20 protein-coding genes and 5 tRNA genes are annotated in these 22,698 nt (G+C 58.3%); 24 read left to right on the top strand and 1 reads right to left on the bottom strand.

What is annotated here, in order from left to right; all coding sequences use genetic code 11:
• Positions 1-5: 5 nt before the first annotated feature.
• A complete protein-coding gene (gene ftsY / locus HA052_RS11895; RefSeq protein ID WP_081546270.1) occupies positions 6-1,163 on the bottom strand; it encodes a signal recognition particle-docking protein FtsY in 1,158 nt (385 codons plus the stop codon).
• Positions 1,164-1,399: 236 nt separating this feature from the next.
• Between ftsY and rsmD the strand changes: the two genes are divergently transcribed.
• The 24 genes from rsmD (at position 1,400) to rplW (ending at position 22,696) form a co-directional block, all read left to right on the top strand.
• The gene (rsmD, locus tag HA052_RS11890) at positions 1,400-1,957 is read left to right on the top strand and encodes a 16S rRNA (guanine(966)-N(2))-methyltransferase RsmD (protein WP_166452082.1); all 558 of its coding nucleotides are present in this window, start codon (positions 1,400-1,402) and stop codon (positions 1,955-1,957) included.
• A gap of 103 nt (positions 1,958-2,060) precedes the next feature.
• Entirely contained in the window at positions 2,061-2,312 is a 252-nt protein-coding gene (locus HA052_RS11885) for a YfhL family 4Fe-4S dicluster ferredoxin (protein WP_166452081.1), read from the top strand.
• 138 nt (positions 2,313-2,450) lie between these two features.
• A tRNA-Tyr gene (locus tag HA052_RS11880) sits at positions 2,451-2,535 on the top strand.
• A 53-nt stretch (positions 2,536-2,588) separates the two neighbouring features.
• Positions 2,589-2,662 (top strand) — tRNA-Gly (locus HA052_RS11875).
• 22 nt (positions 2,663-2,684) lie between these two features.
• A tRNA-Thr gene (locus HA052_RS11870) sits at positions 2,685-2,759 on the top strand.
• A gap of 40 nt (positions 2,760-2,799) precedes the next feature.
• Positions 2,800-3,990 (top strand): elongation factor Tu, encoded by a 1,191-nt coding sequence (tuf, locus tag HA052_RS11865; RefSeq protein ID WP_081546274.1) that lies wholly within the window; start codon positions 2,800-2,802, stop codon positions 3,988-3,990.
• 11 nt (positions 3,991-4,001) lie between these two features.
• Positions 4,002-4,077, top strand: a tRNA-Trp gene (locus HA052_RS11860).
• Positions 4,078-4,145: 68 nt separating this feature from the next.
• Positions 4,146-4,502: a preprotein translocase subunit SecE gene (secE, locus tag HA052_RS11855; protein ID WP_019100014.1), complete on the top strand. Its 357-nt coding sequence runs from the start codon at positions 4,146-4,148 to the stop codon at positions 4,500-4,502.
• Positions 4,502-5,035 (top strand): transcription termination/antitermination protein NusG, encoded by a 534-nt coding sequence (nusG, locus tag HA052_RS11850; protein ID WP_081546276.1) that lies wholly within the window; start codon positions 4,502-4,504, stop codon positions 5,033-5,035. The genes secE and nusG overlap by 1 nt, the downstream gene beginning before the upstream one ends.
• 99 nt (positions 5,036-5,134) lie before the next feature.
• Positions 5,135-5,566, top strand: a complete 432-nt coding sequence (gene rplK / locus HA052_RS11845; protein ID WP_048411721.1) for a 50S ribosomal protein L11 — start codon at positions 5,135-5,137, stop codon at positions 5,564-5,566.
• The gene (gene rplA, locus HA052_RS11840; RefSeq protein WP_019100247.1) at positions 5,566-6,261 is read left to right on the top strand and encodes a 50S ribosomal protein L1; all 696 of its coding nucleotides are present in this window, start codon (positions 5,566-5,568) and stop codon (positions 6,259-6,261) included. Before rplK ends, rplA begins: the two co-directional genes overlap by 1 nt.
• A gap of 179 nt (positions 6,262-6,440) precedes the next feature.
• Positions 6,441-6,515 (top strand) — tRNA-Thr (locus tag HA052_RS11835).
• Between the two features lie 86 nt (positions 6,516-6,601).
• Entirely contained in the window at positions 6,602-7,099 is a 498-nt protein-coding gene (gene rplJ, locus HA052_RS11830; protein WP_081546278.1) for a 50S ribosomal protein L10, read from the top strand.
• Between the two features lie 36 nt (positions 7,100-7,135).
• A complete protein-coding gene (gene rplL / locus HA052_RS11825) occupies positions 7,136-7,507 on the top strand; it encodes a 50S ribosomal protein L7/L12 (RefSeq protein WP_081546280.1) in 372 nt (123 codons plus the stop codon).
• Between the two features lie 158 nt (positions 7,508-7,665).
• Positions 7,666-11,838 carry a DNA-directed RNA polymerase subunit beta gene (gene rpoB / locus HA052_RS11820; RefSeq protein ID WP_166452080.1) on the top strand — a complete coding sequence of 1,391 codons (4,173 nt, stop codon included), beginning with the start codon at positions 7,666-7,668 and terminating at the stop codon, positions 11,836-11,838.
• Positions 11,839-11,892: 54 nt separating this feature from the next.
• The gene (gene rpoC / locus HA052_RS11815; protein ID WP_081546284.1) at positions 11,893-16,089 is read left to right on the top strand and encodes a DNA-directed RNA polymerase subunit beta'; all 4,197 of its coding nucleotides are present in this window, start codon (positions 11,893-11,895) and stop codon (positions 16,087-16,089) included.
• A gap of 208 nt (positions 16,090-16,297) precedes the next feature.
• Positions 16,298-16,669: a 30S ribosomal protein S12 gene (gene rpsL / locus HA052_RS11810; protein ID WP_019103491.1), complete on the top strand. Its 372-nt coding sequence runs from the start codon at positions 16,298-16,300 to the stop codon at positions 16,667-16,669.
• A 109-nt stretch (positions 16,670-16,778) separates the two neighbouring features.
• On the top strand, positions 16,779-17,249 hold the full coding sequence (gene rpsG, locus HA052_RS11805) for a 30S ribosomal protein S7 (protein WP_081546286.1): 471 nt from the start codon (positions 16,779-16,781) through the stop codon (positions 17,247-17,249).
• A 27-nt stretch (positions 17,250-17,276) separates the two neighbouring features.
• Complete coding sequence (gene fusA, locus HA052_RS11800; RefSeq protein WP_081546288.1) at positions 17,277-19,373, top strand: elongation factor G; 2,097 nt, start codon at positions 17,277-17,279, stop codon at positions 19,371-19,373.
• 77 nt (positions 19,374-19,450) lie between these two features.
• Positions 19,451-20,641 carry an elongation factor Tu gene (gene tuf / locus HA052_RS11795; RefSeq protein ID WP_081546274.1) on the top strand — a complete coding sequence of 397 codons (1,191 nt, stop codon included), beginning with the start codon at positions 19,451-19,453 and terminating at the stop codon, positions 20,639-20,641.
• Between the two features lie 15 nt (positions 20,642-20,656).
• On the top strand, positions 20,657-20,968 hold the full coding sequence (gene rpsJ, locus HA052_RS11790; protein WP_011137734.1) for a 30S ribosomal protein S10: 312 nt from the start codon (positions 20,657-20,659) through the stop codon (positions 20,966-20,968).
• A gap of 158 nt (positions 20,969-21,126) precedes the next feature.
• On the top strand, positions 21,127-21,771 hold the full coding sequence (gene rplC, locus HA052_RS11785) for a 50S ribosomal protein L3 (protein ID WP_081546290.1): 645 nt from the start codon (positions 21,127-21,129) through the stop codon (positions 21,769-21,771).
• Positions 21,771-22,391, top strand: coding sequence for a 50S ribosomal protein L4 (gene rplD / locus HA052_RS11780; protein WP_081546292.1), 621 nt, complete (start codon positions 21,771-21,773; stop codon positions 22,389-22,391). Before rplC ends, rplD begins: the two co-directional genes overlap by 1 nt.
• On the top strand, positions 22,388-22,696 hold the full coding sequence (gene rplW / locus HA052_RS11775; protein WP_019100830.1) for a 50S ribosomal protein L23: 309 nt from the start codon (positions 22,388-22,390) through the stop codon (positions 22,694-22,696). The genes rplD and rplW overlap by 4 nt, the downstream gene beginning before the upstream one ends.
• Positions 22,697-22,698: the final 2 nt, after the last annotated feature.

Genomic DNA, 22,698 nt, shown 5'->3' with positions numbered 1-22,698 from the left:
TGCGTTCAGTCAAACAGCGCGTCGATGTAGTCCTTGGTCTTGAACGGCCGCAGATCGTCTATGCTTTCGCCCACGCCGATAAAGCGCAGCGGAACGGGGCGTTGCTTGGCGATGGCCGCGATTACGCCGCCCTTGGCTGTGCCGTCCAGCTTGCTCAAGATTAGCCCGGTCAGGCCGAGGGCGTCGTCAAAAGTCTTGACCTGAGTGATGGCGTTCTGGCCGATGTTGGCGTCCAGAACCAGAATGATTTCATGGGGTGCGTCCGGCAAGGCCTTCTGGATCACCCGCTTCACCTTCTTGATCTCTTCCATGAGGTGTAGCTGGGTGGGTAGGCGGCCCGCGGTGTCGGCCAGCACGATGTCGATGCCGCGGGCGACCGCGGCTTGAATCGCGTCGTAGCAAACGGCGGCGGAGTCGCCGCCTTGCTGGGCGATTACGGTGACGTTGTTGCGCTCGCCCCAGGCCATCAGCTGTTCGCGCGCGGCGGCGCGGAAGGTGTCGCCAGCAGCCAGCAACACGCTCTTGCCCTGGCTTTGATAGTACTTGGCCAGCTTGCCTATCGACGTGGTCTTGCCGGCGCCGTTGACGCCGGCCATCATGATGACGAAGGGTTTCTTGCCGTTAACGTCCAGCGGTTTCTCCAGCGGAGAGATCAAGTCGCTTAGCGACTCTTTCAGCGCGTCTTTCAGTTCAGAGGCATCCTTCAGCCCTTTTAGCGAAACGCGCTCGCGCACGTCGCCGAGCAGGTGCAGCGTGGCGTCCACCCCCATGTCAGCGGTGAGCAGCACGGTTTCCAGTTCCTCGTACAACTCTTCGTCGATCTTGCCGCCGCCAAACAGGCCGGCGAGGGATTTGCCCAGCTTATCGCGGGTTTTCGACAGCCCCGCTTTCAGGCGTTCTGCCCAACTCATCTTTTTCAGAGAAACCGGAGCGGGTTCATGTGGCGCGGCGGCTTGAGCCGGGACTGGGGCGACTTCGGCGGGCGCTGGCGCGAGCTCGGGAGTAGAGTGCTGCGGCTCGGGCGAATGCGCTTCTGGTTGTTGGATGGCGGGGGCGGCCACTTCAGGTGGGATGGCGGCTTGAGTGTCGGCCGCCGGCTCCGTTTGGACTGTTGTCGGAGGCGTGGGCTCGGATTGGGGTTTTCTTTTGAAGAAGCTAAACATGCGTTAAGGCCGGCAGAATTCGGTAAATGGCTAAATTGTATCCTCAAATGGAGATGCTTACCCAATTGTTGCAGTGCAGAGGGGGAGGGGCCATCGCATCGTTGAAATCTATATATAAGGAATGGATAGCTTTTTGTGGCGTGAGCGGCGACAGATGGCGGTCGGTTTGCGCGACAATGAGGCGTAACGACGCGGATCGGGTTACACTCAGCCCCTTGTTTTTTGAGCTTGGAATTATGAGTCAGTCGCGTAACACGGTCAGAATCATCGGTGGCGAGTATCGGCGCCGGCTATTGCCGTTTCCCGACGCTCAGGGTTTGCGGCCAACGCCGGACCGTGTGCGGGAAACCTTGTTCAATTGGTTGGGCCAGCAGCTGTACGGCAAGTCCTGCCTGGATCTTTTCGCCGGCAGCGGAGCGCTGGGCTTCGAGGCCGCTTCTCGCGAAGCGCGGCGCGTGGTGATGGTGGAGAAGTCCCGCGCGGCGGCCGAGTCCCTAAAGGCTAACCGGCAGTTGTTGTCCGCCGCTAGCATCGATGTGGCGCAGTTCGACGCCTTGGCTTATCTGAAGGCTTGCCGGGAGCGTTTTGACGTCGTCTTCGTCGACCCGCCGTTTGATTCCGATTTGTTGGTCCAGGTTTTACCTTTACTGGCTCAGGTCATGAGCGAGGACGGTCTGGCGTATATCGAAAGCCGCCGTTGGCCCGAGGAACTGCCGGGCTGGGAGGTGTTGAAGCGGGCAAAGGCCGGGCAGGTGCACTACGGTTTGCTGCGCCGGGCGGCGGATCCTGTCTGAGTGCTTTGTGCGCAGCGCTCTCATAAATATATAACGGGGCGAACTTGCGAGCCCGACTGTCGGGTGACAGAATTCATGTTGTGGAATACTTGAGGAATTTACTATGTCTTTGATGATTACCGACGAATGCATTAACTGCGACGTCTGCGAGCCGGAGTGCCCCAATAACGCGATTTCCCAAGGCGAGGAAATCTATCAAATCGACCCCAATCTGTGTACCCAGTGCGTCGGCCACTACGATGAGCCGCAATGCCAGCAAGTCTGTCCGGTCGATTGCATCCCCTTGGATCCGTCTCACGAGGAGACTCAGGAGGCGTTGCATCAGAAGTATCTGCGGATTTCCGGTCAGGTGTGAAACGCTAAGCTTTTGAATTTATTGAAAGCGCCCCAGGCTTGCCGGGGTGCTTTGCTTTTGTCGGCAAAATAATTGGGGAAAAATGCAAAAACCGGTTGACGACCATCGGAGCTATCTATAATATTCGGGTCTCTTTCAGGAGGGATTCCCGAGCGGTCAAAGGGATCAGACTGTAAATCTGACGGCTCAGCCTTCGAAGGTTCGAATCCTTCTCCCTCCACCAGAATTTAGCGTCTTGGCGTGTGCGATGAAAGTCGCTTGAGGTTGTTGTTGCAGGCGGGTGTAGCTCAATGGTAGAGCAGAAGCCTTCCAAGCTTACGACGAGGGTTCGATTCCCTTCACCCGCTCCAAGCGTATAGCCTGTTTTAAAGGGCCCATGTAGCTCAGGGGTAGAGCACTCCCTTGGTAAGGGAGAGGTCGGCAGTTCAATTCTGCCCATGGGCACCACCATTTACTTTGTGTTGTTTTGTATCCAGGAAATTTTGCCATGGCTAAGGAAAAGTTCGAGCGGAATAAACCGCACGTAAACGTCGGCACCATCGGTCACGTAGACCATGGTAAAACCACTCTGACCGCTGCTATCACCACCATTCTGTCGAAGAAGTTCGGTGGCGAAGCCAAAGACTACTCCCAGATCGACAGCGCGCCGGAAGAAAAGGCTCGCGGTATTACCATTAATACCGCCCACGTAGAATACGAAACCGAGTCCCGTCACTACGCTCACGTAGACTGCCCGGGTCACGCCGACTACGTTAAGAACATGATTACCGGTGCTGCCCAGATGGACGGCGCTATCCTGGTGTGCTCGGCCGCTGACGGTCCGATGCCGCAAACCCGCGAACACATCCTGCTGTCCCGTCAGGTTGGCGTTCCGTACATCATCGTGTTCCTGAACAAGGCCGACCTGGTGGACGACGCTGAGCTGCTGGAGCTGGTTGAAATGGAAGTTCGCGATCTGCTGTCTTCCTACGACTTCCCGGGCGACGACACCCCGGTGGTGATCGGCTCCGCTCGTCTGGCGCTGGAAGGCGACCAGTCCGAATACGGCGAACCGGCCATCTTCAAGCTGGCTGCCGCTCTGGATTCCTACATCCCGACTCCGGAACGCGCCATCGACAAGCCGTTCCTGCTGCCGATCGAAGATGTGTTCTCGATCTCCGGCCGCGGCACCGTGGTAACCGGTCGCGTAGAACGCGGCATTGTTAAAGTCGGCGAAGAACTGGAAATCGTGGGCCTGAAGGCTACCGCGAAGACCACTTGCACCGGCGTGGAAATGTTCCGCAAGCTGCTGGACCAAGGTCAAGCTGGTGACAACGTTGGCGTGCTGCTGCGCGGCACCAAGCGTGAAGACGTTGAGCGTGGCCAAGTGCTGGCCAAGCCGGGCACCATCACCCCGCACACCAAGTTCGAGGCTTCTGTCTACGTGCTGAGCAAAGACGAAGGTGGTCGTCACACCCCGTTCTTCGCGAACTACCGTCCGCAGTTCTACTTCCGTACCACCGACGTAACGGGCGCCGTTACTCTGTCGGAAGGCGTGGAAATGGTAATGCCGGGTGACAACGTTGAAATCACCGTTGAGCTGATCGCCCCGATCGCCATGGAAGATGGTCTGCGTTTCGCCATCCGCGAAGGCGGCCGTACCGTCGGCGCCGGCGTTGTTGCCAAGATCATTGCTTAATTAAAGTTTAAAGGCCAGTAGCTCAATTGGTAGAGTATCGGTCTCCAAAACCGAGGGTTGGGGGTTCGAGACCCTCCTGGCCTGCCAATTAAGACCAGCCGGCGCTTGTGCGCCGGTTGGTCTTTTGTCGCATACGCGCATGAGAAGATATCGACATGGAAATGCAGGATAAAATCAAGCTGGCGCTGGCCGGTTTGCTGGTGGCGGCTGGTATCGTCGGTTTTTACATGATTCCGGCGGATCAGGGTATTTTGCGCGCGCTTTCGTTTGTGGCCGGTGTGGTGCTGGCGGTTGGCGCGATCTGGTTGTCGCAGCCGGGAAAGAGTTTCGTCTCTTACGCCAACGAGTCTCTAGTCGAGGCGCGCAAGGTGGTGTGGCCGACTCGCAAGGAGGCGATGCAGATGACCGGCATGGTGTTTGTTTTTGTGCTGGTGCTGGCCTTGTTCATGTGGTTGGTGGACTCCAGTCTGTCCTGGTTGTTTTATGATGTGATTCTTGGTCGAGGTAAATAATGGCAATGCGCTGGTATGTGGTTCACGCTTACTCGGGTTTTGAAAAGAGCGTGCAAAAGGCGCTGCGCGAGCGCATTGAGCGTTCTGATGTCGCCGATCAGTTTGGCCAGATTCTGGTGCCGGTGGAGGAGGTCGTCGACGTGAAGAACGGTCGCCGCTCCATTACCGAGCGCAAGTTTTTCCCGGGTTATGTGTTGGTCGAGATGGAAATGACCGACGATACTTGGCACCTGGTCAAGAGCACTCCGAAGGTGACCGGCTTTGTTGGCGGCACCGCCAACCGCCCGGCGCCGATTTCCAAGAAGGAAGTCGAGGCCATCATGCAGCAGATGCAGGAGGGCGTGGAGAAGCCGAAGCCGAAAGTTCTGTTTGAGGTGGGCGAGAAGGTGCGCGTCATCGACGGCCCGTTCAATGACTTCAATGGTTCCGTCGACGAGGTGAACTACGAGCGCAACAAGCTGCGCGTGTCGGTTCAGATTTTTGGTCGCGACACCCCGGTTGAGCTCGAATTCGGTCAGGTTGAAAAGTTGTAAGTCTGCCTCTTGGCAAGTATTTTTTAAGCGTGTATACTGTTGCGCTTTCGTCGGGAAGCGAGTTAACGCTCGCGTTATACCCAAACTAGGAGTTTAATCGTGGCAAAGAAAATTGTCGGCTATATCAAGCTGCAAGTGCCCGCTGGTAAAGCCAATCCGTCGCCGCCGATCGGCCCGGCCTTGGGTCAGCGTGGTTTGAACATCATGGAATTCTGCAAGGCGTTCAACGCCGCGACCCAAGGCGTTGAGCCGGGTCTGCCGATTCCGGTGGTGATTACCGCATTCGCGGACAAGTCCTTCACCTTCATCATGAAGACCCCTCCGGCCACTATCCTTCTGAAGAAGGCTGCTGGCATCAAGTCCGGTTCGGCCAAGGCCAATACCGACAAGGTGGGTAAAGTGACTCGCGCTCAGCTGGAAGAAATCGCCAAGACCAAGCAGCCGGACCTGACCGCTGCCGATCTGGACGCCGCTGTTCGCACCATCGCCGGCTCCGCCCGTTCGATGGGCCTGGAAGTGGAGGGCGTGTAATGGCTAAGGTTTCCAAGCGCTTGCAAGCTCTGAAAGCTAGCGTTGATCGCAACAAGCTGTATGCAATCGACGAAGCGATCTCCCTGGTGAAAGCCGCCGCCACCGCCAAGTTCGACGAGTCTATCGACATCGCCGTAAACTTGGGCGTGGATCCGCGTAAATCCGACCAAGTGGTTCGTGGCTCCGTGGTTCTGCCGCGCGGCACCGGCAAGTCGGTACGCGTTGCCGTGTTCGCCCAAGGCGCGAACGCTGAAGCCGCTAAAGCCGCTGGCGCCGAAGTCGTTGGTTTCGACGACTTGGCCGAGCAGGTGAAGGCCGGCAATTTGGACTTCGACATCGTGATCGCTTCCCCGGACGCCATGCGCGTTGTGGGTCAGCTGGGTCAGATTCTGGGCCCGCGCGGCCTGATGCCGAACCCGAAGGTTGGCACCGTGACCCCGAACGTCGCCGAAGCTGTGAAGAACGCCAAGGCCGGTCAGGTTCAATACCGTACCGACAAGGCTGGTATTGTTCACGCCACCATCGGTCGCGCTTCTTTCGAAGCCGAAGCTCTGCGTGAAAACTTCTCCGCTCTGGTTGATGCCTTGGTGAAAGCCAAGCCGGCAGCTTCCAAGGGCGTGTATCTGAAAAAGATCGCCGTATCCAGCACCATGGGTGTCGGCGCTCGTGTAGATACCAACTCGATCAGCGCTTAATCGCTGTTTGAGTTTGGCGGGGCGGTTCGCCGTCTCGCCAAGGCTTTGGGCTGGCAAGCTTGCTTGTCAGGTTGTCAAAGACCGTAGGCGCCGCAAGGCTTAATCGCAGATTCGCCGGTACGGAAATCCGCAACCTACGCAGATGGTGTACCCGAAACAGGCTTCTGAACAAAGTTCAAGCTCATGTAGCTCAGGGGTAGAGCACTCCCTTGGTAAGGGAGAGGTCGGCGGTTCAATTCCGCCCATGAGCACCAGTTCTTTATGATGTCTCCTGATGTAGGTCGCCGCTGCAAAGCGAAGCGAAAATCCTTTCGCTTCATTTCAGTCTAGGAGGTAGACCTTGAGTCTCAATATCGAAGATAAAAAGGCGGTCGTAGCTGAAGTATCTGCCACGCTGGCAGACGCTCAGACCCTCGTTATCGCTGAATATCGGGGCATCGAGGTAAGCAGCATGACCAAACTCCGCGCTCAGGCGCGCGAGAATGGCGTGTACCTGCGCGTTCTGAAGAACACGCTGGTTCGCCGTGCTGTGGAAGGCACCCCGTTTGCCGGTCTGGCTGACCAAATGGTCGGCCCGCTGGTTTACGCTGTTTCCACCGACCCGGTCGCTGCTGCCAAGGTGCTGCATCAATATGCCAAGGCTGACGATAAAATCGTCGTCAAAGCAGGTTCCTACGATGGCCAGGTGCTGAACGCCGCTCAGGTTGCTGAGCTCGCGTCCATCCCGAGCCGCGAAGAACTGCTGTCCAAGCTTCTCTACGTTATGCAGGCTCCGGTCGCTGGCTTCGCCCGCGCGCTGGCCGCCCTGTCCGACAAGAAGCAAGCCGAAGCCGCTTAACTTATTTGATTCTTATAGAATTCAGGAGATTTTCACATGGCAATCACCAAAGAAGACATCCTCGAGGCCGTTGCTGGTCTGACCGTGATGGAACTGAACGACCTGGTTAAGGCGTTCGAAGAGAAGTTCGGCGTTTCCGCCGCTGCTGTTGCTGTTGCAGGCCCGGCTGGCGCCGGCGCTGCTGCCGCTGAAGAAAAAACCGAGTTTGACGTTATCCTGACTGGCGCTGGCGACAACAAGGTTGGCGTGATCAAGGTTGTGCGCACCATCACCGGTCTGGGCCTGAAAGAAGCCAAAGACCTGGTTGACGGCGCTCCGAAAGCCCTGAAAGAAGGCGTGGCGAAGGCTGAAGCCGACGACATCCTGAAACAGCTGACCGAAGCCGGTGCTAAGGCTGAAATCAAATAATCTTCTTTGAAAAAAGAGGGTGAGGCTGGCGGAGTAATCCGCCAGCCTTATTGCGCTTGTAGTTGGCCGAAACGAAGAAGGTAAAAGCCAGCAATTATTGAGCGTGGCTGCTGACTTTTGGTTTCTTGCTTGCGCCACCCCACCTCGATGGAGACTCTATGAGTTATTCGTTTACTGAGAAGAAGCGTATTCGTAAAAGTTTTGCGAAACGTGCCAGTGTTCTCGATGTCCCATTCCTGTTGGCGACCCAGATTGATTCCTACACCGAATTTCTCCAGTTGGGTGTGCCGCTTGACCAGCGTAGGGATGTGGGCCTTCAGGCTGCGTTCAAATCGATCTATCCGATCATCAGCCACAATGGCTATGCGCGTCTGGATTTCGCTCATTACGTCTTGGGCGAGCCGCCGTTCGACGTGCAGGAGTGCCAGCTGCGCGGTATCACTTACGCCGCTCCGCTGCGCGCGCGCATCCGCCTGACCATCTTCGACAAAGAGTCTTCCAAGCCTGTGGTGAAGGAAGTGCGCGAGAACGAAGTGTACATGGGCGAAATTCCGCTGATGACGACCAATGGTTCCTTCATCATCAACGGTACCGAGCGCGTCATCGTTTCTCAGTTGCACCGCTCCCCGGGCGTGTTCTTCGAGCACGACCGTGGCAAGACTCATTCCTCCGGCAAGCTGTTGTTCTCCGCCCGCGTGATTCCTTACCGCGGTTCCTGGCTGGACTTCGAGTTTGACCCGAAAGACCTGCTGTACTTCCGTATCGACCGTCGCCGTAAGATGCCGGTGACCATTCTGCTGAAGGCGCTGGGTTACACCAACGAAGAAATTCTGTCCGAGTTCTACAGCTTCGACACCTTCTACCTGACCAAGGGCGGCGTGTTCATGCGCGTGGTGCCGGATCGTCTGAAGGGCGAAGTGGCCAAGTTCGACATCGTTGCCGCCGACGGCAAGCTGATCGTGGCCAAGGACAAGCGCATCACCGCCAAGCACATCCGTGACATCCAGACCGCAGAGCTGGACCGCATTGAAGTGCCGGCCGACGCGTTGCTGGGCAAGGTGCTGGCGCACAATGTGGCGAATGGCGATACCGGCGAGCTGATTTCGCGCGCTAACGACGAAATCACCGAAGAGGTGCTGGCCAAGCTGGCGCTGGCGGATATCCAGCAGGTGGAAGTGTTGTTCACCAACGACCTGGACCAGGGCTCCTATATCTCGCAGACCCTGCGCGCCGACGACATCCAGGACCGGCTGCAGGCCCGCGTGGCGATCTACCGCATGATGCGCCCGGGCGAACCGCCGACCGAGGACGCGGTGGAAGCGCTGTTCCAGCGTCTGTTCTTCAGCGAAGAAACCTATGATCTGTCGCGCGTGGGTCGCATGAAGTTCAGCTCGCGCACTTACCAGTACAAGTTCGACGACAAGACCCCGGAGTGGTTCAAGGTCCTGATCGGCGAGAAATTCGCCGAGCGTCGCGATGTGATGGAAGGCACGCTGTCGACCGAAGACATCGTTTCCGTGATCGCGATCCTGACCGAGCTGCGCAATGGCCGCGGCGAAGTGGACGATATCGATCACCTGGGCAACCGTCGCGTGCGTTCGGTGGGCGAATTGGCCGAGAACCAATTCCGCGCCGGTCTGGTGCGTGTCGAGCGCGCGGTCAAGGAACGCCTGAATCAGGCCGAGTCCGACAACCTGATGCCGCACGACCTGATCAATGCCAAGCCGGTCTCCGCCGCGATCAAGGAATTCTTCGGTTCCTCGCAGCTGTCCCAGTTCATGGATCAAACCAACCCGCTGTCCGAGATCACCCACAAGCGCCGCGTATCGGCGCTGGGTCCGGGCGGTTTGACCCGCGAACGCGCCGGCTTCGAAGTACGCGACGTGCATCCGACCCACTATGGCCGCGTATGCCCGATCGAAACGCCGGAAGGCCCGAACATTGGTTTGATCAACTCGCTGTCCGTCTTTGCGCGCACCAACGAGTTCGGCTTCTTGGAAACGCCGTACCGCAAAGTGGTGGACAGCAAGGTCACCAACGAGATCGATTACCTGTCGGCGATCGAAGAAGGCCGCTACGTGATTGCTCAGGCCAACGCCGAGCTGAGCGAAGAGGGCACGCTGATCGACGAGCTGGTGACCTGCCGCGAGAAGGGTGAAACCATTCTGGCGACCCCGGACCGCGTACAGTACATGGACGTGGCCACCGGCCAAGTGGTGTCCGTTGCCGCCTCGCTGATTCCGTTCCTGGAGCACGATGACGCCAACCGCGCATTGATGGGCGCCAACATGCAGCGTCAGGCAGTGCCTTGCTTGCGTCCGGAAAAAGCCCTGGTGGGCACCGGCATCGAGCGCTCGGTGGCGGTTGACTCCGGCACCACCGTGGTGGCGCGTCGCGGCGGCGTGGTCGACTATGTCGACGCCAGTCGCGTGGTGGTTCGCGTCAACGACGAGGAAGCGACGGCGGGCGAGGTGGGTGTGGATATCTACAACCTGACCAAGTTCACCCGTTCCAACCAGAACACCAATATCAACCAGCGTCCGATCGTGAAAGTGGGCGACCACATCGCGCGCGGCGACGTGGTGGCCGACGGCGCCTCCACTGATCTGGGCGAGCTGGCGCTGGGTCAGAACATGACCATCGCCTTCATGCCGTGGAACGGTTACAACTACGAGGATTCGATCCTGATCTCGGAGAAGCTGGTCGCCGAAGACCGCTACACCTCGATCCATATCGAAGAGCTGTCCGTGGTTGCCCGCGACACCAAGCTGGGGCCTGAGGAAATCACCCGCGACATCCCGAACCTGTCCGAGCGCATGGCTGGCCGTCTGGATGAAGCCGGCATCGTGTACATCGGCGCCGAGGTTGAGGCGGGCGACGTGCTGGTGGGCAAGGTGACGCCTAAGGGCGAAACCCAGCTGACCCCGGAAGAGAAGCTGCTGCGCGCGATCTTCGGCGAGAAGGCCTCCGATGTGAAGGACACCTCGCTGCGCGTGCCGACCGGCACCGTGGGCACCGTGATCGACGTGCAAGTGTTCACCCGAGAAGGCATTGAGCGCGACAAGCGCGCCCAGTCCATCATTGATTCGGAACTGAAGCGTTATCGCTTGGACCTGAACGACCAGCTGCGTATTTTCGACAATGACGCCTTCAGCCGTATCGAGCGTCTGATCGTGGGCAAGGTCGCCAACGGCGGTCCTAAGCGCCTGATGAAGGGCACGGTGATCGATCAGGAATACCTGGCCGATCTGCCGTCCAAGCATGACTGGTTCGACATCCGCATGTCGGATGAAGACATCGCCAAGCAGCTGGAACTGATCAAGGAAAGCCTGGCGCAGAAGCGTGAAGAATTCGACCTCAAGTTCGAAGACAAGAAGCGCAAGCTGACCCAGGGCGACGAACTGCCGCCGGGCGTGCAGAAGATGGTCAAGGTTTACCTGGCCGTCAAGCGTCGCCTGCAGGCCGGCGACAAGATGGCCGGCCGTCACGGCAACAAGGGTGTGGTGTCGCGCATCCTGCCGATCGAAGACATGCCGTACATGGGCGACGGTCGTCCGGTCGACATCGTGCTGAACCCGCTGGGCGTACCGTCGCGTATGAACATCGGTCAGATCCTGGAAGTGCATCTGGGCTGGGCCGCCAAGGGTATCGGCGAGCGCATTGACCGCATGTTCAAGGAGCAGTCCTCCGCCGAGATCCGCGGCTACCTGGAGCGCATCTACAACGAAGCCGGCAAGGCCGAAGACATTGCTTCGCTGAGCGAGGACGAGATCTTGTCCTTGGCGGACAACCTGCGCAAAGGCATGCCGTTCGCCACGCCGGTGTTCGACGGCGCGAAGGAGACCGAGATCAAGCACATGCTGGATCTGGCCTATCCGCAAGAAGACCCGCTGACCGAGAAAATGGGCTTTAATGAGTCCAAGACGCAAATGACCTTGTACGATGGCCGCTCCGGCGAAGCTTTCGACCGCAAGGTGACGGTTGGCGTGATGCACTACCTGAAGCTGCATCACCTGGTCGACGACAAGATGCACGCGCGTTCCACCGGTCCGTACTCGCTGGTGACCCAGCAGCCGCTGGGCGGTAAGGCTCAGTTCGGCGGCCAGCGTTTCGGTGAGATGGAGGTGTGGGCGCTGGAAGCTTACGGCGCCGCCTACACTCTGCAGGAAATGCTGACCGTGAAGTCGGACGATGTGACTGGTCGTACCAAGGTGTACGAGAACATCGTGAAGGGCGAGCACAAGATCGATGCCGGCATGCCGGAATCCTTCAATGTGCTGGTGAAGGAAATCCGTTCGCTCGGCCTCGACATGGACCTGGAACGTTATTGATTGGGTTGAATGGGCGCGGCAAGCCGCCGCGCCTGTCCCCTGACTGGAGACGCAATGAAAGCTCTGCTCGACCTCTTTAAGCAAGTTACGCAAGAAGAAGAGTTTGATGCGATTAAGATCGGCATCGCCTCGCCTGACAAGATCCGTTCCTGGTCTTATGGTGAAGTAAAAAAGCCTGAAACCATCAACTATCGTACCTTCAAACCGGAACGCGACGGCCTGTTCTGCGCGCGCATCTTCGGCCCGGTGAAGGATTATGAGTGCTTGTGCGGCAAGTACAAGCGCCTGAAGCATCGCGGCGTGATCTGCGAGAAGTGCGGCGTGGAAGTCACCTTGTCCAAGGTGCGTCGCGAGCGCATGGGCCACATCGAGCTGGCCAGCCCGACCGCGCACATCTGGTTCCTGAAGTCGCTGCCGTCGCGTCTGGGCATGGTGCTGGACATGACGCTGCGCGACATCGAACGCGTGCTGTACTTCGAAGCGTTCGTGGTGACCGATCCGGGCATGACCCCGCTGCAATACCGTCAGCTGCTGACCGAAGAGGACTTCCTGGACAAGGAAGACCAGTACGGTGAAGAGTTCGTCGCCATGATGGGCGCCGAAGCGGTCAAGGAATTGCTGAAGAAGCTGAACCTGGACAGCGAGATCGAGACCCTGCGCGCCGAGCTCAAGGCAACCAGCTCCGACACCAAGATCAAGAAGATCTCCAAGCGCCTGAAAGTGCTGGAGGCCTTCCAGCGTTCCGGCATGAAGCCGGAATGGATGATTCTGGAAGTGCTGCCGGTGCTTCCGCCGGAACTGCGTCCGCTGGTGCCGCTGGACGGCGGTCGCTTCGCGACTTCCGATCTGAACGATCTGTATCGCCGCGTGATCAACCGTAACAACCGTCTGAAGCGCCTGCTGGAACTGCGCGCGCCGGACATCATCGTGCGCAACGAGAAGCGCATGCTGCAGGAATCGGTTGACTCGCTGTTGGACAATGGTCGTCGCGGCAAGGCGATGACCGGCGCCAACAAGCGTCCGCTGAAATCGCTGGCCGACATGATCAAGGGCAAGGGCGGTCGTTTCCGTCAGAACTTGCTGGGTAAGCGCGTGGACTACTCCGGTCGTTCCGTGATTACCGTGGGCCCGACTCTGCGTCTGCATCAGTGCGGTCTGCCGAAGAAAATGGCGCTGGAGCTGTTCAAGCCTTTCATCTTCCACAAGCTGGAAGTGATGGGCCTGGCCTCCACCATCAAGGCGGCCAAGAAGCTGGTAGAGCAGGAAGTGCCGGAAGTTTGGGACATCCTTGAAGACGTGATCCGCGAGCATCCGGTACTGCTGAACCGTGCGCCTACGCTGCACCGCCTGGGTATCCAGGCGTTCGAGCCGGTGCTGATCGAAGGCAAGGCCATCCAACTGCACCCGTTGGTCTGCGCGGCGTTCAACGCCGACTTCGACGGTGACCAGATGGCTGTTCACGTCCCGCTGTCGCTGGAAGCGCAGATGGAAGCCCGCACTCTGATGCTGGCCACCAACAACGTGCTGTCCCCGGCCAACGGCGACCCGATCATCGTGCCGTCGCAGGATATCGTGTTGGGTTTGTACTACATGACCCGCGACAAGGTGAACGGCAAGGGCGAGGGCATGGTGTTCGCGGACACCAAGGAAGTGCATCGCGCCTACGAAACCCGTCAGGTTGAGCTGGCGACGCGCATCACCGTGCGCCTGCGCGAATGGGAAAAAGACGAGCAGGGCGAGTTCCAGCCGGTGATCAAGCGTTACGACACCACCGTGGGCCGCGCCATTCTGTCCGACATCCTGCCGAAAGGTCTGCCGTTCGAGCACATCAACAAGGCGCTGAAGAAGAAAGAAATCTCGAAACTGATCAACGTTTCGTTCCGTCGTTGCGGCATTCGCGACACGGTGATCTTCGCCGACCAGTTGATGTACACCGGTTTCGCCTACTCCACTCGCGGCGGCATTTCCATTTGCGTGGACGATATGCAGATCCCGGCCAAGAAGGTCGACCTGCTTGCCGACGCGCAGAAGGAAGTCAAAGAGATCGAAGAGCAGTACCGTCAAGGTCTGGTGACTCAGGGCGAACGCTACAACAAGGTAGTGGACATCTGGGGCCGCACCGGTGACAAGATCGCCAAGGCGATGATGGACGAGCTGTCCAAGCAGAAGGTGCTGGACCGCGAAGGCAAGGAAGTCGATCAGGAATCCTTCAACTCCATTTACATGATGGCCGACTCGGGCGCGCGGGGTTCCGCAGCCCAGATCAAGCAGCTGGCCGGTATGCGGGGTTTGATGGCCAAGCCGGACGGCTCGATTATCGAAACGCCGATTACCGCCAACTTCCGCGAAGGCCTGACCGTACTTCAGTACTTTATTTCCACTCACGGTGCGCGTAAGGGTCTGGCGGATACCGCCTTGAAGACCGCGAACTCCGGTTACCTGACGCGTCGTCTGGTCGACGTGACGCAGGATCTGGTGGTGATCGAGGACGATTGCGGCACCAGCAACGGCTTCACCATGAAGGCCGTGCTGCAGGGCGGCGACGTGATCGAACCGCTGCGCGACCGCATTCTGGGCCGCGTGGCCGCGATCGACCTGGTGGATCCGTCCACCGGCGAGACTGTGATCGAAGCGGGTTCGCTGCTGGACGAGCATCTGGTGGATGTGGTGGACAGCCTGGGCATCGACGAAGTGAAGGTGCGTACCGCCATCACTTGCGATACCCGTTACGGCCTGTGCGCCAAGTGCTATGGTCGCGACCTGGCGCGCGGCAAGCGCGTCAACGCCGGCGAAGCCATCGGCGTGATCGCCGCCCAGTCCATCGGTGAACCGGGCACCCAGCTGACCATGCGTACCTTCCACATCGGTGGCGCGGCGTCGCGAAACGCGGCCGCCAGTCAGGTGGAGGGCAAGTCCAACGGCACCGTGCGCTTCTCCAGTCAGATGCGCTACGTGGCGAACACCAAGGGCGAGCTCATCGTCATCACCCGCTCCGGCGAAGTGGTGATCCACGATGATATGGGCCGCGAGCGCGAGCGTCACAAAGTGCCGTATGGCGCGACGCTGATGGTGACAGATGGCCTGGTGATCAAGGCAGGTGCCGTGCTGGCCACTTGGGATCCGCATACCCGTCCGATCATCACCGAGTACGCTGGTCGCGTGAAGTTCGAGAACGTGGAAGAGGGCAACACCGTTGCCAAGCAGACCGACGAAGTAACGGGTCTGTCGACGCTGGTCGTGATCGATCCGAAGCGCCGCGCCGGTTCGCAGTCCAAGATGCTGCGTCCGTTGGTGAAGCTGCTGGACGACAACGGCAACGAAGTGAAGCTGGCTGGTTCCGAGGCCTCGGTATCGATCACCTTCCAGGTGGGCGCCATTATCACGGTGCGCGACGGTCAGGAAGTGGGCAAGGGCGAAGTGCTGGCCCGCATCCCGCAGGAATCGTCCAAGACCCGCGATATTACCGGTGGTCTGCCGCGCGTGGCCGAGCTGTTCGAAGCGCGTTCGCCGAAAGACGCCGGCATGCTGGCGGAAGTGACCGGCACGATCTCCTTCGGCAAGGACACCAAGGGCAAGCAGCGCCTGATCATCACCGATCTGGAAGGCAACGGTTACGAAAACCTGATCCCGAAAGACAAGCACGTGCTGGTGCACGACGGTCAGGTGGTGAACCGCGGCGAATCCATCGTGGATGGTCCGGTGGACCCGCACGACATCCTGCGTTTGCAGGGCATCGAGGCGCTGGCCCGCTACATCGTCCAAGAGGTGCAGGAGGTGTATCGTCTGCAGGGCGTGAAGATCAACGACAAGCACATCGAGGTGATTATTCGCCAGATGCTGCGTCGCGTGATCATCTCCGACAGCGGCGACACCGAGTTCATCCAGGGCGAGCAGGTGGAGCGCGCCGATGCTCTGGAAATGAACGACAAGATGCTGGCGGAAGGCAAAGAGCCTGCGCAGTACGAAAACGTGCTGCTGGGTATCACCAAGGCGTCCTTGTCCACCGACTCCTTCATCTCTGCGGCTTCCTTCCAGGAAACCACTCGCGTGCTGACCGAAGCGGCGATCATGGGCAAGAAGGACGACCTGCGCGGCCTGAAGGAAAACGTGATTGTCGGTCGTCTGATCCCGGCGGGTACCGGTCTGGCTTACCACCGCACCCGTCGCGGCTCGACGCAGCACACCTTGGAAGCGGCCGAAGCCCAGTTCTTCGATATCGCCCCGGCGGATGCGCTCGACAGCAACGAATAACGCTTAATCGTCCTGGCCGGAAAGAGGCGGAATTGCCCGCTTCCGGATGGCCTTGACGTAAAGTGTTGAAAAAACGCTGCCCTATCAACGGTTAAGGTGATAGGGCAGCGTTGTTTTCATTGACGGTGGGACGTTGACTAAAATATAATCCTCCGTCCTTTCTGGCGGCGTGTTGCCGTTGGAGAGCTTCAACTAGGAACTGATAGTAATGCCAACCATTAACCAACTCGTTCGCAAAGGCCGCGTCGCCATCAAGGCGAAGAGCAAGGTGCCTGCGCTGGAAGCCTGCCCGCAGAAGCGTGGCGTGTGCACCCGTGTCTACACCACCACTCCGAAGAAGCCGAACTCGGCTCTGCGTAAAGTGTGCAAGGTGCGTCTGACCAACGGTTTCGAAGTGATTTCCTACATCGGTGGTGAAGGCCACAACCTGCAGGAACACTCCGTAGTGCTGCTCCGCGGCGGTCGTGTAAAAGACTTGCCGGGTGTTCGCTACCACACCGTTCGCGGCTCCCTCGACACCGCAGGTGTTAAAGACCGTAAACAGGCTCGTTCCAAGTACGGTGCCAAGCGTCCTAAGTAATTGGGATGCTCTCAAGGCGGCCTGATCAACACTCAGGGTCGTCTAGTAAGTGACTGCTCCATTGGGTAGTCATGAGCCAAAGCTCAACTGAATAATCTAAGGAAGTAACATGCCACGTCGCAGAGAAGTCCCCAAGCGCGAAATCCTGCCGGATCCGAAGTTCGGTTCCCAGGACCTGTCCAAGTTCATGAACGTAGTCATGATCGATGGCAAGAAATCCGTTGCAGAGCGCATCATTTACGGTGCTCTGGAACAGATCGAAAAGAAATCCGGCAAAAATGCCCTGGAAGTGTTCAACGCAGCACTGTCCAACACCAAGCCGGTAGTAGAAGTAAAAAGCCGCCGCGTAGGTGGTGCAAACTATCAAGTTCCTGTTGAAGTACGTCCGTCGCGTCGTATGGCCCTGGCCATGCGTTGGCTGCGCGACGCTGCGCGCAAGCGCGGTGAAAAGTCCATGGACCTGCGCCTGGCTGGTGAATTGCTCGACGCGGCCGAAGGCCGTGGCGGCGCGATGAAGAAGCGTGACGAAGTGCACCGCATGGCAGAAGCCAACAAGGCCTTCTCGCACTTCCGCTTCTAAGCAGACCCACTATTTAAGGTGTAGATCGTGGCAAGGAAAACCCCCATTGAGCGTTACCGTAACATCGGTATCTCCGCTCACATTGACGCCGGTAAGACGACCACTACCGAGCGTATTCTGTTTTACACCGGCGTGAACCACAAGCTGGGCGAGGTTCATGACGGCGCTGCCACCACCGACTGGATGGAGCAAGAGCAGGAGCGTGGCATTACCATCACCTCCGCTGCTGTGACCACCTTCTGGAAGGGTATGGGGATGCAATTCCCCGAGCACCGCTTCAACATCATCGACACCCCGGGACACGTGGACTTTACCATCGAGGTAGAGCGTTCCATGCGTGTGCTGGACGGCGCGGTGATGGTGTACTGCGCGGTGGGCGGCGTTCAGCCCCAGTCTGAAACCGTATGGCGTCAGGCTAACAAGTACAAAGTGCCGCGTATCGCCTTCGTGAACAAGATGGACCGTCAAGGCGCCAACTTCTTCCGTGCGGTTGAACAGGTGAAAACCCGCCTGCGCGGCAACCCGGTGCCCATCGTCGTGCCTATCGGCGCTGAAGACGGTTTCACCGGCGTGGTTGACCTGTTGAAGATGAAGGCCATCATCTGGGATGAAGCGTCCCAGGGCATGAAATTCGAATACGGCGAAATCCCGGCCGACCTGGTTTCCGTTGCCGAAGAATGGCGCGAGAAGATGGTTGAAGCCGCGGCTGAAGCCAGCGAAGAAATGATGGACAAGTACTTGGGCGGCGAAACGCTGACCGAGGAAGAAGTCATCGCTGGTTTGCGCGCGCGTACCCTGCGTTGCGAAATTCAGCCGATGCTGTGCGGTTCCGCGTTCAAGAACAAGGGTGTTCAGCGCATGCTGGATGCCGTGATTGAACTGCTGCCGGCGCCGATCGACATCCCGGCCATCGCCGGTGAAACCGACGGCAAGCCGGCGGAGCGTCACGCTTCCGACGACGAGCCGTTCTCGGCTCTGGCGTTCAAGCTGATGAATGACCCGTACGTTGGTCAGCTGACCTTCTTCCGCGTCTACTCTGGTGTGGTTAAGTCCGGTGATACCGTGCTGAACTCCATCAAGGGTAAGAAAGAGCGTATCGGCCGTATCGTGCAGATGATGGCGAACGACCGTATCGAACTGGAAGAAGTGCGTGCAGGCGACATCGCCGCCGCCATCGGCCTGAAAGAAGTGACCACGGGTGAAACCCTGTGCGATCTGAGCGCCGAAATCATTCTGGAACGTATGGAATTCCCGGAGCCGGTGATTCACGTTGCCGTTGAGCCGAAGACCAAGGCCGACCAGGAGAAGATGGGCGTTGCCCTGAACCGCCTGGCCAAGGAAGACCCGTCGTTCCGCGTGCGTACCGACGAAGAATCCGGCCAGACCATTATTTCCGGTATGGGCGAACTGCACCTGGAAATTCTGGTTGACCGCATGCGGCGTGAATTTGGCGTTGAAGCCAACGTTGGCGCTCCGCAAGTGGCTTACCGCGAAACCATTACCAAGATCGTTACTGATGTTGACGGCAAGCACGTCAAGCAGTCCGGTGGTAAGGGCCAGTACGGCCATGCAGTCATTACCCTTGAGCCGTCCGGCGAGGGCAATGGCTACAAGTTTGTCGACGAGATCAAGGGTGGCGTGATTCCGCGTGAATTCATCCCGTCCGTGGATAAGGGTATTCAGAACACCCTGTCCAGCGGTATTCTCGCCGGCTTCCCGGTGGTTGACGTTACCGTGCGTCTGACCTTCGGTTCCTACCACGACGTCGACTCCTCGCAGATCGCGTTCGAACTGGCTGGCTCCCTGGCGTTCAAAGAAGCCATGCGCCGCGCCGGTCCGTGCATCCTCGAGCCGATGATGGCGGTGGAAGTAGAAACTCCGGAAGAGTACATGGGCGATGTGATGGGCGACTTGAACCGTCGTCGCGGCATTGTTCAGGGTATGGACGACGATGGTTTGGGTGGCAAGAAGATCAAGGCCGAAGTGCCGCTGGCCGAGATGTTCGGTTACTCGACCGATCTGCGTTCCGCTACCCAGGGTCGTGCGACCTACTCCATGGAGTTCAAGCACTACTCCGAAGCTCCGAAGCATGTTGCCGACGCCGTAATGGCCGCTCGCAAGTAATGCGCGCTGTGGCTGGCCGGGCCGTAAAGGCTTGGTCAGTCCCGATCTAATGTTCTTTAATTAAGGATTTTTGCAAAATGGCAAAAGAAAAGTTTGAGCGGAATAAACCGCACGTAAACGTAGGCACCATCGGTCACGTAGACCATGGTAAAACCACTCTGACCGCTGCTATCACCACCATTCTGTCGAAGAAGTTCGGTGGCGAAGCCAAAGACTACTCCCAGATCGACAGCGCGCCGGAAGAAAAGGCTCGCGGTATTACCATTAATACCGCCCACGTAGAATACGAAACCGAGTCCCGTCACTACGCTCACGTAGACTGCCCGGGTCACGCCGACTACGTTAAGAACATGATTACCGGTGCTGCCCAGATGGACGGCGCTATCCTGGTGTGCTCGGCCGCTGACGGTCCGATGCCGCAAACCCGCGAACACATCCTGCTGTCCCGTCAGGTTGGCGTTCCGTACATCATCGTGTTCCTGAACAAGGCCGACCTGGTGGACGACGCTGAGCTGCTGGAGCTGGTTGAAATGGAAGTTCGCGATCTGCTGTCTTCCTACGACTTCCCGGGCGACGACACCCCGGTGGTGATCGGCTCCGCTCGTCTGGCGCTGGAAGGCGACCAGTCCGAATACGGCGAACCGGCCATCTTCAAGCTGGCTGCCGCTCTGGATTCCTACATCCCGACTCCGGAACGCGCCATCGACAAGCCGTTCCTGCTGCCGATCGAGGACGTGTTCTCGATCTCCGGCCGCGGCACCGTGGTAACCGGTCGCGTAGAACGCGGCATTGTTAAAGTCGGCGAAGAACTGGAAATCGTGGGCCTGAAGGCTACCGCGAAGACCACTTGCACCGGCGTGGAAATGTTCCGCAAGCTGCTGGACCAAGGTCAAGCTGGTGACAACGTTGGCGTGCTGCTGCGCGGCACCAAGCGTGAAGACGTTGAGCGTGGCCAAGTGCTGGCCAAGCCGGGCACCATCACCCCGCACACCAAGTTCGAGGCTTCTGTCTACGTGCTGAGCAAAGACGAAGGTGGTCGTCACACCCCGTTCTTCGCGAACTACCGTCCGCAGTTCTACTTCCGTACCACCGACGTAACGGGCGCCGTTACTCTGTCGGAAGGCGTGGAAATGGTAATGCCGGGTGACAACGTTGAAATCACCGTTGAGCTGATCGCCCCGATCGCCATGGAAGATGGTCTGCGTTTCGCCATCCGCGAAGGCGGCCGTACCGTCGGCGCCGGCGTTGTTGCCAAGATCATTGCTTAAGGATCGGAGAATCTAATGTCTAGCCAGAAAATCCGCATCCGCCTGAAAGCTTTCGATTACAACCTGATCGATCGCTCCGCTCAGGAAATCGTTGAAACCGCCAAGCGCACCGGCGCCGTTGTTAAAGGCCCGGTTCCGCTGCCGACCAAAATCGAGCGTTTCAACGTGCTGCGTTCCCCGCACGTGAACAAGACTTCCCGCGATCAGCTGGAAATCCGCACTCACCTGCGTCTGATGGACATCGTGGATCCGACCGACAAGACCGTCGACGCTCTGATGAAGCTCGATCTGCCGGCCGGTGTGGATGTGGAAATCAAGCTGCAGTAATCGCTTAAGTTCAAGGGTTTGCGAGCTAAGTTCTTGCGATTCTTGAATTTTCTGTGATACATTAGCGGACTCGCCATTTTGGCGAGTCCGTTTTTGTTTTTTCTGTCGTGTTTTTTATGCCGGTCAATCGTAATCGGCGCCTGAAAAAGGAAATAAACATGAGTTTAGGTCTTGTCGGTCGCAAAGTCGGCATGACCCGCATTTTTGCCGAAGATGGCGCAACCATCCCGGTAACTGTGCTGGACATGTCCGCTAACCGCGTCACGCAAATCAAAACTGCTGAAACCGACGGCTACAATGCCGTGCAGGTTACCTATGGCTCCAAAAAGGCCAGCCGTGTTGTTAAGGCTGCCGCGGGCCACTTCGCCAAGGCTGGCGTTGAAGCAGGTCTGGGTCTGGTCGAGTTTTCGCTGACCTCCTCCGATCTGTCCAACTTCAAGCCGGGCGATGCCATCGCTGTTGAGATCTTCACCGTTGGTCAACTGGTTGATGTAACCGGCACCTCCAAAGGTAAGGGCTTCTCCGGCGTGATCAAGCGTCACAACTTCTCTTCCAACCGTGCTTCCCATGGTAACTCGCGTTCGCATAACACGCCGGGTTCCATCGGTCAGGCGCAAGATCCGGGTCGCGTTTTCCCGGGTAAGCGCATGGCGGGCCAATACGGTAACGTCAAGAGCACCGTGCAGTGCCTGGAAATCGTTCGTGTCGATGCCGAGCGTCAACTGATTCTGGTTAAGGGTGCTGTTCCTGGCGCCAAGAACGGTGACGTAGTCGTTCGTCCTAGCGTGAAGGCGGGTGCGTGATGGAATTGAATGTAATCAATACCCAAGGCAAGGCTGTTGGCAGCCTGCAAGTGTCCGACTCTTTGTTCGGTCGCGAATACAATGAAGCTCTGGTGCATCAGGTTGTTACCGCATTCCTGGCGAATGCCCGTAGCGGCAACCGCGCCCAGCTGACCCGTGCTGAAGTGAAGCACTCGACCAAGAAGCCTTTCCGTCAGAAAGGTACTGGTAACGCTCGTGCAGGTATGACTTCTACCCCGAACCGTCGTGGTGGTGGCCGTGCTTTCCCGAACAAGCCGGACGAGAACTTCACTCAGAAAGTTAACCGCAAGATGTTCCGTGCAGGCATGGCCGCGATTCTGTCGCAGCTGGTTCGCGACGAGCGTCTGATCGTGGTTGACGAGCTGAATGTTGATAGCCCGAAGACCAAAGAATTCGTTGGCGCCGTTCAGCCCATGGGCCTGGAACAGGCTTTGTTCATCACTGGCGAACTGAGCGAAAACCTCTATCTCTCTTCGCGTAACCTGACGAATGTGCTGGTTATCGAAGCGGTTCAAGCTGATCCGTACAGCCTGTTGCGCTTCAAGAAGACCGTGATCACTCGCGACGCTGTGAAGCTACTTGAGGAGCAGTGGGCATGAACCAAGAACGTCTGTTGCAAGTAATTCTTGCTCCCATCGTTTCCGAAAAGAGCACCATGATTGCTGAGAAGAACCAGCAAATGGCGTTCCGCGTTGCCAAAGATGCGACCAAGCCCGAAATCAAGGCTGCGGTTGAAATGCTGTTCAACGTAAAAGTTGAAGGCGTTTCCACTGTGAATGTCAAGGGCAAGGTTAAGCGCTTTGGCCGTTCCATCGGTCGTCGCAGTGACTGGAAAAAGGCCTACGTTAGCCTGGTGGAAGGTCAAGAAATTGATCTGACCGCTACCCCGGCCGCAGCGGAGTAAGG

The sequence above is a fragment of the Chromobacterium fluminis genome (genome assembly GCF_011602385.1).
Lineage (GTDB): Bacteria > Pseudomonadota > Gammaproteobacteria > Burkholderiales > Chromobacteriaceae > Chromobacterium > Chromobacterium fluminis.
Note: the sequence above shows the minus strand (reverse complement) of the source record. Positions and strands in the feature narration are given on the sequence as shown.